At 45.2% G+C, this 12,838-nt stretch carries 11 protein-coding genes; 8 read left to right on the forward strand and 3 right to left on the reverse strand.

The annotated features are described in order from the left end of the window. The first annotated feature begins 77 nt into the window (after window positions 1–77). The 5 genes from KNP87_RS07210 to KNP87_RS07230 all read left to right on the forward strand — a co-directional run bounded on the left by KNP87_RS07210 (window position 78) and on the right by KNP87_RS07230 (window position 6,000). Entirely contained in the window at window positions 78–2,294 is a 2,217-nt protein-coding gene (locus KNP87_RS07210; RefSeq protein ID WP_214721247.1) for an AAA family ATPase, read from the forward strand. Continuing rightward, window positions 2,287–3,564, forward strand: a complete 1,278-nt coding sequence (locus KNP87_RS07215) for an McrC family protein (protein WP_214721248.1) — start codon at window positions 2,287–2,289, stop codon at window positions 3,562–3,564. The genes KNP87_RS07210 and KNP87_RS07215 overlap by 8 nt, the downstream gene beginning before the upstream one ends. Before the next feature lie 197 nt (window positions 3,565–3,761). Beyond that, entirely contained in the window at window positions 3,762–4,508 is a 747-nt protein-coding gene (locus KNP87_RS07220) for a methionine ABC transporter ATP-binding protein (RefSeq protein ID WP_214721249.1), read from the forward strand. Further along, complete coding sequence (locus KNP87_RS07225) at window positions 4,501–5,163, forward strand: methionine ABC transporter permease (protein WP_119922619.1); 663 nt, start codon at window positions 4,501–4,503, stop codon at window positions 5,161–5,163. The genes KNP87_RS07220 and KNP87_RS07225 overlap by 8 nt, the downstream gene beginning before the upstream one ends. A gap of 18 nt (window positions 5,164–5,181) precedes the next feature. Then, window positions 5,182–6,000 carry a MetQ/NlpA family ABC transporter substrate-binding protein gene (locus KNP87_RS07230; protein WP_214721250.1) on the forward strand — a complete coding sequence of 273 codons (819 nt, stop codon included), beginning with the start codon at window positions 5,182–5,184 and terminating at the stop codon, window positions 5,998–6,000. Window positions 6,001–6,094: 94 nt separating this feature from the next. Here KNP87_RS07230 and KNP87_RS07235 read toward each other — a convergent pair whose 3' ends face one another. Next, on the reverse strand, window positions 6,095–7,039 hold the full coding sequence (locus tag KNP87_RS07235; RefSeq protein WP_214721251.1) for a DUF2268 domain-containing putative Zn-dependent protease: 945 nt from the start codon (window positions 7,037–7,039) through the stop codon (window positions 6,095–6,097). A 296-nt stretch (window positions 7,040–7,335) separates the two neighbouring features. On the opposite strand from KNP87_RS07235, the gene brnQ reads away from it, so the two are divergent. Next, a complete protein-coding gene (gene brnQ / locus KNP87_RS07240) occupies window positions 7,336–8,676 on the forward strand; it encodes a branched-chain amino acid transport system II carrier protein (protein WP_214721252.1) in 1,341 nt (446 codons plus the stop codon). A gap of 181 nt (window positions 8,677–8,857) precedes the next feature. Beyond that, the gene (locus KNP87_RS07245) at window positions 8,858–9,175 is read left to right on the forward strand and encodes an antibiotic biosynthesis monooxygenase (RefSeq protein ID WP_214721443.1); all 318 of its coding nucleotides are present in this window, start codon (window positions 8,858–8,860) and stop codon (window positions 9,173–9,175) included. 42 nt (window positions 9,176–9,217) lie between these two features. On the opposite strand, the gene KNP87_RS07250 is transcribed toward KNP87_RS07245, so the two are convergent. Then, entirely contained in the window at window positions 9,218–10,213 is a 996-nt protein-coding gene (locus KNP87_RS07250; protein ID WP_214721253.1) for a FecCD family ABC transporter permease, read from the reverse strand. Next, on the reverse strand, window positions 10,213–11,220 hold the full coding sequence (locus KNP87_RS07255; protein ID WP_214721254.1) for a FecCD family ABC transporter permease: 1,008 nt from the start codon (window positions 11,218–11,220) through the stop codon (window positions 10,213–10,215). The genes KNP87_RS07250 and KNP87_RS07255 overlap by 1 nt, the downstream gene beginning before the upstream one ends. A 104-nt stretch (window positions 11,221–11,324) precedes the next feature. On the opposite strand from KNP87_RS07255, the gene KNP87_RS07260 reads away from it, so the two are divergent. Then, window positions 11,325–12,809, forward strand: a complete 1,485-nt coding sequence (locus KNP87_RS07260) for a helix-turn-helix domain-containing protein (RefSeq protein ID WP_214721255.1) — start codon at window positions 11,325–11,327, stop codon at window positions 12,807–12,809. The last annotated feature ends 29 nt before the right edge of the window (window positions 12,810–12,838 follow it).

The following is a 12,838-nucleotide window of genomic DNA, read 5'->3' on the forward strand; positions in this document are numbered from 1 at the left end:
TGTGTTATTGCCCTTAGTTAAAATATTTTTAGAGATTTAAAATATCAAATAATCAGTGATAGAAGGGAAGTATATCAATGACCTCAATTAATTTTTCAAAAATGATTCAGCATATCAAGATGTATGCAGGCAAAGACTGCCGTAATCCTGATGAACTTCAAGGTGAAGACAAAGAGAGATCATTAGAAATATATAGAAGTGGTGAAGAGGCTATTGGTAACCTGAATAAACTAGCAGATTACTTTGAGAAATATGGATTGAAAAATAAAAATAACTCTCGATGGTTATACGCTAGTGGAAAAAAAGTGCGTGAAAAAATTTGGAATCAATTAAAAAATGAAGAACATGAAGAGTTTCCTACAAGCGTTACACTTTTAATACAAGAACGAGAACAAGTAGAACTGTGTATAGTATTAGATTATTATGCTCGAAATCCTAAGCTGACAGTCCTACAACAACATCATCAGTTTCTTGATATGGATTTACGAACAGATTCTCATTTTTTCTACAGAGTTACTCCTAAAAATAGTAGAGACAAAATTATCTCGAATGAAAGTTTGGATGAGGTAAAAAAGAAATTATTAGCTGACGAATATGAATTAGTTGAATTAATGTATATCTTGAAAGAAGAAGAAATTTCAGCGGGAAGTTGGTCTGATTTAGAAATTTTGAAAGTACTCGATACAGCATTTAGTAAAGTAATGAAAGCTTACAATAGTATTATAAGTAACACTATAACAGTAGAAGAAGTAGCAAGTACTCTGTTAGATAAAAAAGTAAAACCCGTCTCAAGAACACAGTTATATCGAGAAAAAAACATGATTTTACATGGTCCACCTGGTACAGGTAAAACATATCATACAATTTTATATGCCGTTTCGATCATTGAAGATAAGACTATTAATGAATTAATAGACGAATCTTACAGTGAAGTAAAAAAAAGATTTGATTCATATAAAGCCCAAAACCAAATTGCCTTTACAACGTTTCACCAGTCCTATGGTTATGAAGAATTCATTGAAGGGATTAAACCAACTGTTGATGAAGACGGACAAATCAAATATGCCATCGAACAAGGTGTATTCAAAGAGTTTTGTGAATTGGCAGGTAAAACGCAGTTAGTTCAAGATGGAGCGGAAACTGAAATCAAAGAAAATGCGGCTGTATGGAAAGTTTCGCTAGGACGCTCAGGAAATAATGTCTTGAAGAGTGATTGTTTTGAAAAACAACGTATCCGGATTGGATGGGATGATTTTGGACAAGATCCGTTCATAAGAAATCAAATTCCAAACAGTGCAGTATTGAGCACATTACAAGATTTTTATGAAAATATGAAAATTGGAGATATTGTATTCTCACTAAAAGACAGTACACATATTGATGCTATTGGTATTATTACCGGAGACGCTTCTTGGTTATCTGAAGAAGCAAATTATAAAAGAAGTCGTAACGTAAAATGGTTGGTTACAGATATCTCAGAAGATATCTTCGAACTCAACCATCAGACTAATTTAACGCAAAAGACAATCTATCGACTCAATCGAATTTCAACGCATCAGGTAGTTCATCTGTTGCAGTCGATGGTCACAGAGGGTGAGACCAAACTTCAAGTCAATCTCAACGAAAAACCACATGTTTTTATCATTGATGAAATCAATCGGGGGAACATATCAAAGATATTAGGCGAGTTGATCACGTTATTGGAAACATCTAAACGTCTTGGGGAAAAAGAAGAATTAACGGTTACTTTACCCTATTCAAAGAAAGAGTTCGGGGTTCCTAAAAATGTTTATGTCGTTGGTACAATGAATACTGCCGATCGTTCGATTGCGCTTATGGATACGGCGTTACGCAGAAGATTCCAATTCATTGAACAATTGCCTGATGAAAATAAGCTAGAAAACTGTACAATTGGAAAAATCAATTTAAAAAATATGCTGAAAGTAATGAATCAACGCATCGAAGTACTCTATGACCGAGAGCATACGATTGGTCATGCATACTTCATGGACCTTCAAGACAATACCTCCATAGATCAATTAAAACGAATTTTTGAAAATAAAATCATTCCGTTACTGCAAGAATATTTTTATGAAGATTTTGGTAAAATCCAACTGATTTTGAATGATTTAGTTAAAGATAAAAAACATCAAATCATTCAAAAGCAATCTCTCCCTCACGGATTGTTTGCTAAGAATGATTTAGATTTTTCGGACGAGCATTATCAAATCAACCTAAAAGCTTTGGATCACGAAGAGAGTTATATTCAAATTTATGGTTCGACTAATGATTAAACCTCAAACGATTCAAATCATTGAATATGACACAATTGCGGTAGGTGGTGGAAAACATTCGATTAATAAGGAAATGTTTAAAGAATTAGAAACATTGATCTTAGAAATGCAGGAAACGCAACACAATTTAGCGATTGATTTTTTGTCATTGTCCGCCAAAAAACCGATGGGAAAAATCATCAGAGCTAAAAACTATGTAGGTGTTCTTCAATTGCCTAGCGGAAATCAGATACAAATTTTACCTAAAATCCATAATGCTTCTAGAGCGGCATCTGAAGAAGAATCTAAACAGATTTTAATGAAAATGTTAAAGACTTTACGTGATTTTCCGAGCAAGACCTTCAGCGAAACCAACCTATCTACTCTAAAAATGCCTTTGTTTGAAATTTTTATTAAGTTGTATCTACAAGAGTTAATAGTGCTGGTAAAGAAGGGCCTTCAATCCGCGTATTATGAAACTGAAGACAATGTAAGAATTTTTAAAGGGAAAATGAATTTCTCAAAGCAATTGCAACACAATTTCATTCATAAAGAACGCTTCTATGTGGTGTATGATGAATTCGGATTGAATCGACCTGAAAATCGATTAATCAAGTCGACGTTACTTAAGTTGAGTCATATGGCCCGACATGATAGTAACAAAAAAGAAATTAAACGTTTACTAAGTTATTTTGAAGTAATCGAGCCTTCCAAAAATATTGATAAAGATTTCCAGAGCCATCGATTAGAACGCAACATGACTCACTATAAAAAAGCACTGGATTGGTCAAGGGTATTCTTAAAAGATCAAAATATCACCAGTTTTACTGGAAATGTGGGCATACAATCTTTGTTATTTCCAATGGAGCAAATTTTTGAAAACTATGTAGGATATCAAATTCAGCAAATGACTCCAAGTAATTGGGAGGTTACACTACAAAAACCCGTCAAGTTTTTATTTGAGGAACAATTCAAATTAAAACCGGATATCATACTAAGGGATTCTGAAAAAAAACGTCATATTATTTTAGATACAAAGTGGAAAAGATTAAATCCAAAGTTAAAAAATTATGGGATATCACAAAGTGATATGTATCAAATGTATGCTTATGCTAAAAAATATAAAAGTAATGAAATTTATCTTTTGTATCCTATGACTGATCAGTTTCATTCGAAAAAATGTATTGATTTCAAAAGTGATGATGATGTAGTTGTTCACGCTGTTTTAATTGATTGTTTGACCATTGAGGAAAGTCTACAAGACTTAGTAAATAGTATAACCCGATCCTAAAAACAATCGAGTTTTGTAGTTAATCAACTACACAAAAGCCTAAGTGGATGCCTGATCTTCAGACAACCACCTAGGTCTTTTTCTTTTTTTAATTTACTTAATTAATGAAATGACGCGGGAAAGAAAAAAAGCATTCAACATGACAAAAATGGACAGCTTACGGTAAAATGAAACACGTTGTAAGGGGAGGGTGCCACATGATTTCATTACGAAACGTCGATAAAAGTTTTTCCAAACAACCCGTTATTCAGTCCGTCACCCTCTCGATTGAGCAGGGAGAGATTCATGGAGTCATCGGAGCAAGCGGAGCCGGCAAATCAACACTGTTGCGACTGATGAATCTGCTCGAACGACCGGATGCGGGGATCGTCGAGTTTGACGGGACCGACTTGACGACTTTGCCGAAACAAAAGCTCCGGAATGTCCGGCAAGAGATGGGCATGATTTTTCAGGATTTTCATCTCGTTGCAAACAAGACCGTCGAACAGAACATCGCCGTCTCGCTTGATCTGGCCGGTGTTAAAAAGAAAGACCGTATTGCCCGGATCGAGGAATGTCTGCAGTTTGTCGGCTTGGCCAATTTTTCCGGCAAGTATCCGGCTGAGTTGAGTGGTGGTCAGAAACAGCGTGTTGCGATTGCCCGGGCGCTCGCGAACCGGCCGCGTGTTCTTCTTTGTGACGAACCGACCTCGTCGCTTGATCCGAGCACGACGTCGGAAATTTTACGGGTCCTGCAAACGATCAATCAAACGTTAGGCGTCACGATTGTCATAGTCAGCCATGAAATGAATGTGATTCAGAGCATTTGCCGCCGGGTCACGATCATGGAAGACGGACGGATTCGCAAGACGGTTGCGACGGAACCGACCGGAGTGACCGAGATCGAAAGTGATGCCGGCTGGTTCCTGACCCAATTGACCGAACGGGGGGAGACGCATGCCTGAGATCTTGATTACTTATGCCGCAGAAATCCGGCTGGCCATCGGACAAACGTTCGTGATGGTCGGCGTGTCGATTCTTGCTGCGATTCTGCTCGGACTTCCGCTCGGCACCTTGCTGTTCTTATCACGAAAGGATCAGTTGCTGGCGAATCGCTGGTTGTTTTCGGCTTTAAATCTGTTGGTCAATACGATCCGCTCGTTTCCGTTCTTGTTGCTCGTCGTCTTCTTGATTCCGTTTACGCGTCTCATCATCGGAACAGCGATCGGGACGGCGGCAGCAACGGTACCGCTTGCCATCATCGCCATCGCCCATTATTCGCGCCTCGTCGAGCAATCGTTGCTGGATGTCCCGAAAGGAATCATCGAGGCTGCGGTCTCGATGGGGGCTTCGACACGAGCCGTCGTGATGAAGTTTTTATTCGTCGAAGCCCGGTCCGGCCTTGTTCTGGGTCTGACGACGTCAATCGTCAGCTTCATCTCCTATTCGACCATCATGGGGGTTGTCGGGGGCGGAGGAATCGGTGACTTTGCTGTCCGGTACGGCTACCAGCAGTTTCAGACAGAATTGATGCTGTATATGATTTTAATTATGGTCATCCTGGTGCAAATGATTCAGTTTGCCGGGACGACCGTAGCACGCTTGCTCGATAAACGTTAACCGAAAGTAGGAATTCAAATGAAAAAAATCATGGTATTACTCAGCGTATTTGTCCTGGCATTAGCCGGATGCGGGAACGCGGAAAAGAACGACGAACAAGGTTCGACGGAAAAAACGGAGACGTTAAAAGTTGCATCATTGATCAAACCGATGACAGAAATTCTAGATCTCGTTAAACCCCAATTAAAAGAAGAGGGCATTAACCTGGAAGTCGTTGTCTTGAGTGATAACGTTCAACCGAACAGTGCGCTGGCGGCAAAAGAAGTGGATGCGAACTTCTTCCAACACGTCCCGTACATGGAAGAGTTTAACCGGAACAACGATGCCAAACTCGTCCCGATTGAACCGATCTACTTCGCGAACTACGGTCTTTATTCGAAAGAATACAAAAAGCTGGACCAATTGCCGAAAGGTGCCGTCATCGCAATCGCGAACGATGTCTCGAACATCGACCGCTCGCTAGCTTTACTTGCCCAACATGATGCGATTCAGTTGAAAAAGAAAACCGGTCCGTATTACACGATGAAAGACATCACGGAAAACAAACGTGATTTTAAATTCAAGGAAGTAGATTTACTGATGCTGGCCCGTCTTTATGACGATGCAGATGCGGTCATCATGACGCCGGCCTATGCTTCACCGCTTGGTCTGACGCCGAAACAGGATGCGCTCGTCACAGAAGGTGTCGAAAATGACTTTGCGATCACGCTCGTTGCCCGTGAGGACAATCAGGATTCAGAAGCGATTCAGAAGCTTGCGAAAGCGATGACAAGTCCGGAAGTTAAAAAGTTCCTCGAAGACAATTATGATGAAACGGCGATTCCGGCCTTTAAATGAGTGAACAACTGAAAATATCAAAACCACGAGTTGCGTATCTGTTAAAAGGTACACAACTCGTGGTTTTTTTATCCTCATTCTGTCCGGATGCTGCTTACCGGATCGTTAATTTTTTCGTATAATCGGTTTTTTCTAAAATATCAGCCGGCGGCATCTGGGTCCACTGGGCGACGGGAACATCTGGATTTTTTTGAATGAAATCAGTCATGATCATAAAGCCGAGCGAATATTTTGCAAGCGGAGGAATTTGTTTGCCATAGTTTCCAAACCGTAAATCTTCCTCGGTCACAGCGTTATTATTGACATGTGTTAATAGATTTTCTAACGTATGATCAAGCAACGGTTCGGTCGCTTCCGTTTTACCTTTTGGATAAACCTGTGCAGCAAACATGTCCGCTTCACCTTCCAACATGATACTGTTGAACATCGAGTCGTGCGTGATGCTTTCAAAAGCAACGGTATGGTGGTATTCGTGGGCGACAGCATTCGCCAGTGTATCTTTTGAAAAATCTTTTGCTAAGTAAAGGGTGAACATGTTTTTTCCGGAGGCGAAACCGCTGACGCCGCCGAAGCGTTGAATATCGGCTGCGTTATGGACATTGTAAGGCGCGACGAAGACCGTCAGCTTCTCTGTTCTCGGCAGTGCTTTGATTGAGGTCTGAAGGCTTTTTTTAATCTGTTGATGAATGGAATCTTGGTGTTTTTTTAAGTAGGAAATCGTTTTGTTCAGTTCTTCGACGTTGTCGGTTGGAATTTCATAAATACGTCGGTCTGTGTAGGTATCTGTCAGTTTTTCTTTTTCGACCCATTTGTTTTTCGCAGCCAAAACATGTTTTTCAAATAGTGCCCCATTCTCGGTTGGCTCTTTTAACGTTGCATCGACGTACGATTGATATTCGTCGTAGAGCGGAATGATTTTAATCGTCTGTTCATCTTGCTTGAAGGTCAGTCCCGGTGGTTTTACTTTTTCGGCTTCCGGCGTGCTGGAACAGCCGGCAAGCAGACATGCTACCGTCATGCCAATCAACAATCGTTTCATTTGAAACCCTCCTTTTAACCAAATATACCACAATTATCCATGAGTCGATTGAGGATAAAAGGTTCCTCTTTTCTGAACTGAGTCAGATGAACTTATGTTACCGATTACATCAATCGAGCAGATCAGCGATCATTATTTTAGAAAAGGGTGAAACAGCAAGGTTTTTTGAGAAATGTCAGAATATTCACCAGATAAACTCCTAGCACGAGGTCACAGACCTATGTTATCCTTTCGAACGAAGTACCTGATTGATGGATCAAAACAATCAGGTCGTAACTAAATCGTGGGGGTTTCTTATGTCTAAAACAGTTCCAACATCCTTTATTGTCGTTATTGGTATGATGCTGTTTGCCTTGTTTTTCGGAGCGGGCAATCTGATTTTTCCACCGATGCTCGGTCAGATGGCAGGGGAGCAAGTCTGGGTCGCCAATGCCGGGTTCCTTGTCACAGGCGTCGGTTTACCGTTACTTGCGATCCTAGCGTTCGCCTATTCCGGTGAAGCGGATTTACGGGCGATGGCGTCACGGGTCCACCCGGTCTTCGGTCTTGTTTTTGCCATCATCTTGTACTTAGCGATTGGTCCGTTTTTTGCGATTCCGCGCGCCGGAACCGTTTCTTATGAAATCGGGATCAAACCATTCTTCGGAGAGTTGGCTTCCTCAACACCACTATTGATCTTTTCGATTCTGTTTTATACGCTTGCCTGTCTCTTGTCGTTGAATCCGACAAAAATCGTTGATGTCGTCGGAAAGATTTTGACGCCGATCAAGATTACATTCATCGGATTGTTGATCCTCGTTGCCGTCATCAAGCCAATCGGAAGTTTTCAGAATCCTTTGACGACGTATCAACACAACGCCTTTTTTAATGGATTTCAGGAAGGGTATCTGACGCTTGATGCCCTAGGTGCCTTTGTCTTCGGTATCATCATCATCTCGGCAATCAAGGAAAAAGGGGTCACGTCGAAAAAACAATTGCTCATCATCTGTTCGAAAGCAGCCTTGATTGCGGCAAGTTTGTTGGCCGTCACCTATTCGGCCCTTGCGTTCATGGGGGCTTCCAGTGTCGCCAAAATCGGTCCGTTGAAGAACGGAGCGGAAATCTTGTCTGCCGTCTCCGATTATTATTTCGGTTCGTACGGTTCGATCTTGCTCGGTTTGATGATCACGGTTGCGTGTCTGACGACAAGTGTCGGGCTGATCACTGCCTGTGCGTCATTCTTCTCCCTCTTGTTGCCACGGATTTCATACGTCAAGTGGACGATTGGACTGTCGATCTTCAGCGCGCTCGTTGCCAACATCGGTCTGACACAGTTGATCGCGATTTCAAAACCGGTTCTGCTGACACTTTATCCACTGGCAATCTGTCTGATTTTCTTGACGTTTTTACATTCTGTTTTTAAAGGAAAACCGGCTGTCTATCAAGGAGCGATGTGGCTGACATTTGCCGTCAGTCTGTTTGATGGATTGAAGGCGGCAGAAGCACCGGTCGGACCGGTCTTGCGCGTGTTTGAAAACGTGTTGCCGTTTTTCTCCGTTGGGCTCGGTTGGGTCGTACCCGCCATCATCGGTGCCGTCTTAGGCGGATTATTCGGGCGGAAAACAGCCGACCGTACGGAACAATCACGCGTTGCTTAAGTAACACCTAAAGTGTATAGCGTTAAAGCTGTTTCGATCTCGAATCGAGGCAGCTTTTTTGCTGTCTGCCCAATCATCATCGATGGAAACAAATTGGAATGGTATTGACAAAGGGAACAGGATCGATGATATAGTAGTATTGCAAATGAGAGTCATTATCAATTAAAGAGGAGTGGTTTTTCTGTTTATTCAACTTAAAACAATCCGGGTGGAAACCGGTCATGCCGAGTCAATGATTGAACGGTTCGCAGGCGAAGGCATCATCGAACAACAACCCGGCTTCATCGATCTCAGTGTCCTGCAAAAAAAGCGAACGCGGGGCGAGGAAGAAGTCATCGTCTTGATTCGCTGGGAATCGGAACAGGACTGGAAAACGTGGGAGACGAGTGACGTCCATCTTGCAGGTCACCGCGCGCGTCGTGGTCAACCGACACCTTCGTTTATTTTAGGAAGTGACCAGAAGTATTACGAGGTGCTGGGTCAAAAAGGCAAACGCTGAGAAAAAGACCGATCCGTCCACTTGCGGCGAATCGGTCTGCCTTCATTTTCGGAACAATAATACGATGAAATAAGGTGCTCCAAGAATTGCGATGACAATCCCGACCGGAATGTCGGCCGGAGCAAGCAGGTTTTTTCCGATTAAGTCGGCGAGCAACACGAGCAGGCTGCCGAGCAGGGCGGCGACTGGAATCAGACTGTAATGATTCGGTCCGACGAGGCGCCGGGCGATATGCGGGGCGAGCAATCCGATAAAGGAAATTCCGCCACCGGCAGCGACACAGGAACCGGCAAGTGCGGCAGCGATCAACAAGATTCGTTTCCGTGTCTGTTCGACTCGGAGTCCTAACGTCTGTGGGAGCGAGCCGCTCAGTTGCAACAGATTCAACGACCGGCTGTGTAAAAAGGCAAGCGGCACCAAACAGATGATCCAAGGGGCAAGCGTCAAGACGGATGACCAATCCGCCTGCCAGATGCTTCCGGTCAACCAGACCGTCGCCTGCTGGAAATCGCGCGGATCCATCTTCAACTGAAAAATGATCAAGAGGGCACCGCACAGGGCGTTGATTCCGACGCCAACCAACAACAGACGTCCCGGTTGGACCGCTTTTCCCGCCAATCGGTAAATCGTCCAGGCGACAAGCGTCGCACCGAAAAAAGCGACGAACGGCAGAACCGGAAGTTGATGTGTAGCGGAGCGAAAGAAAAACAGCGTCAAGACGACGGACAGTCCGGCACCGGCATTGATTCCGAGAATGCCGGGATCGGCGAGGGCATTGCGTGACATCCCTTGAAGTAATGTCCCGGAGACAGCCAGTCCGGCACCAATCAACAAGGCGAGAAGCATCCGCGGTAGCCGGAGATCGATGAGAATCAACCGTTCCGCTTCCGTTCCTTGTCCGATCAACGTTCGGCCGATCGCCTCAAACGAAACGGGAAGAATCCCGGTCGACAGACTGTACACGAATGTCAAAATGAGCAGACTACATAAACAAAACAGCGTCAATCGCGCCTGTTTTACGGCATGCCAGACATCCATCAGACGGACAACTCCTTTCGGCGGGCGAGATAAAGGAAGTAGGGGACCCCGACCAAGGCGGTGACGGCTCCAAGCGGTGTTTCGAACGGCGGATTGATCATGCGCGCCAGCAAATCGGAAGCGATCAAAAGCGTCATGCCGAACAAAGCGCTGACCGGCAACAACAGGTAATAGTTCGTCCCGACCAAAAAGCGGCTGATATGGGGAATAATCAAGCCGACAAAGCCGATGACGCCAGCGACCGACACGGCAACACCGGCAAGCAAGACGATGCTGCAAAATCCCAGCAGCCGGACTTTTGTCAACGAGGAACCGAGCCCAGTCGCAACATCTTCTCCGAGCGAGAGGACGGTCATGCTACGGGCGATATGTAAGGAAATGAGGAGTCCAAGCAGGACGACCGGGAGCAAGACCAACACGTGCGCCCATTTTGCCCCGGATAACCCGCCGGCATACCAAAAGCTGAGATCTTGGGCGACTTGGTGAAACAGAGTGATGCCGGTCGACAAGGCGCTGAATAAAGCACTCAGGGCCGCACCGGCTACGGTCAACGTGACCGGTGAAAAGCGGCCGCGGGCAAACACCGTGATCAGCAGAATGACGGTTGTCCCAAGTGCAGCGCCGCCAAACGAAAAGGCAAGCGAAGTCACAAATGAATGCTCCGAGACAAAGGCCAGCGACAAGGCGACTCCAAGTCCTGCTCCGTGGGTGATGCCAAGCAGGGAGGGATCAGCCAGCGCATTCCTTGTCAACCCCTGCATCATTGTCCCTGACAGCGCCAGAGCAATACCGACAAGCCCGGCGCAAATCAGACGCGGAAGTCGGACTTCTTGAACGAGCTGATGCTGCAGATTACCGGCGTCAAAGGCATGAAACGAGGCGAGGACGGTCGCCCGGGAAATCGGCACGGCACCATAAAACAAGGACAGTGTACTGAGTAGCGTGAGCAGTCCAATCGTGAGAACAACAATCGTCAGGATCGAGCGTGGTCGAACGGATGTAGTCATAGACGTCTCTCCTTTTTAATTGAGAATCAGATTCATTATCAACGCGATTAAACGTACATCGAAGACCAATTTTTTGTCAAATGTTTTTTTAGGGAGTGGGCAGGATGGAGTTACAGATCAAACCGTTACCAATCAAGAAGCACTGGTTGCTTGAAGGCGACCGGCGATCAGTCAAGCCGGGACTGGTCATCGTCGTTGCGGGGAGCGGATTTTTATACAGCAATCGGCACCGGTTATACCCGGGCGACGCCGTCTGGATCGAACAAATCGACGAGGTGTTACCAACTGCAAAAGAGACCTGTTTGTTCTATCACCTGACGTTGACGGGACACCGGTGCGCGCTGTACCGACAAGATGCAGACATCCTGCATGACTGGTTGCGGCAACTCCAGGTCAGCCCGACTTCGGAACAGGAAGGGTTGACTCAACTACGAATTCTGTATCAATTGCTTGAGACATTGAACCGCGAACAGGAGAATCATGTGTTTGAGGAAGTGGTCGCTTCGTGGCTGAAGGACTTGTCGATGCAACGGTCCGTCCATGAGCTGGCGCTTGATCTCGGAATGTCGGTACCGACATTTAACCGGCTGTTCAAAGAGCGGTATCACGCAACACCAAAAGAATACGTGACGCAACTGCGGATCCGCACGGCAAAGGAGTGGATGCTCGCTTCACACGAGATGACGTTGGCGCAAATCGCACAAAAAGTAGGGCTGCAGGACGAATTTTACTTCAGCCGCCTCTTCAAAAAACGGACCGGCTTGTCGCCGACCCATTTTTTACAACGGATTACGCCCCGGATCGGCATTGCCAGCCGGCTTTTGTTGCAGGATCATCTCTTGGCACTTGGTCTGCAACCGATCCTCGCACCGAGTTATCCGACGGAATACGGAGCAAGCGGATTACCTGTGTTCTTGACCGGACTGGACGGAACCCGGTTGTACGACGCCAATCAACCGCTTGAACGGGAATGGTTCGAGACGACGGCACTCGATTTGATTATCAAGACACCGAGTTTAGAAAAGGGGCAGGATATCAGCTGGTTGCCGGCGGATCATGTCCTTGAACTGCCGCATCAAACCTGTTGGAGTGAGTATCTCCGACTGATTGCTGCCGCAACGAATCGGGAAGGCCGGATTGAGCCGATCGTTGCGCAGATTACAACGCTCGAACAAACGGTCAAGGAACGTTTGGTGTGGAACAAGACCGGTACATGGACTGTCGTCTGGATTCGACCGGACGAGGTGCGGTTATACGGGACGAAGCAACATACGATGCTCGATTTTTTATTTCAGGATTTGGGTCTGACACCGGCACCGGGATTACCGGAAGCCATTTATGAAATCGTCACGCTGGAGACGTTACAACGAGTCAATCCGGAAAACCTGCTGATCTTATGGAGTCAACCGGTTGATGTCGAGCGGATTCAGCAAGAAGAGTTGTGGCAAACTTTGCAGGCGGTCCAGCGTCATCAAGTCTATTATCCGGACAGCGTTGATTGGGATCCGTGGGGACCACTCGGACGCACCCATATGCTGAAGCAATTGTTAGAGTACATCGAAAAGGAACCACGCTTGATTTGTCCATGAAAGTTGATCGGTTCGTCCATGTCGCTCTT

This window comes from Exiguobacterium sp. s192 (assembly GCF_018618795.1).
GTDB classification, from domain to species: domain Bacteria; phylum Bacillota; class Bacilli; order Exiguobacteriales; family Exiguobacteriaceae; genus Exiguobacterium_A; species Exiguobacterium_A undae.

Coding starts and splice junctions, on each gene's coding strand:
- KNP87_RS07225 (WP_119922619.1), top strand. CDS start 4,501: ATGCCTGAGATCTTGATTACTTATGCCGCAGAAATCCGGCTGGCCATC.
- KNP87_RS07235 (WP_214721251.1), bottom strand. CDS start 7,039: ATGAAACGATTGTTGATTGGCATGACGGTAGCATGTCTGCTTGCCGGC.
- KNP87_RS07210 (WP_214721247.1), top strand. CDS start 78: ATGACCTCAATTAATTTTTCAAAAATGATTCAGCATATCAAGATGTAT.
- KNP87_RS07215 (WP_214721248.1), top strand. CDS start 2,287: ATGATTAAACCTCAAACGATTCAAATCATTGAATATGACACAATTGCG.
- brnQ (WP_214721252.1), top strand. CDS start 7,336: ATGTCTAAAACAGTTCCAACATCCTTTATTGTCGTTATTGGTATGATG.
- KNP87_RS07260 (WP_214721255.1), top strand. CDS start 11,325: ATGGAGTTACAGATCAAACCGTTACCAATCAAGAAGCACTGGTTGCTT.
- KNP87_RS07230 (WP_214721250.1), top strand. CDS start 5,182: ATGAAAAAAATCATGGTATTACTCAGCGTATTTGTCCTGGCATTAGCC.
- KNP87_RS07250 (WP_214721253.1), bottom strand. CDS start 10,213: ATGGATGTCTGGCATGCCGTAAAACAGGCGCGATTGACGCTGTTTTGT.
- KNP87_RS07255 (WP_214721254.1), bottom strand. CDS start 11,220: ATGACTACATCCGTTCGACCACGCTCGATCCTGACGATTGTTGTTCTC.
- KNP87_RS07220 (WP_214721249.1), top strand. CDS start 3,762: ATGATTTCATTACGAAACGTCGATAAAAGTTTTTCCAAACAACCCGTT.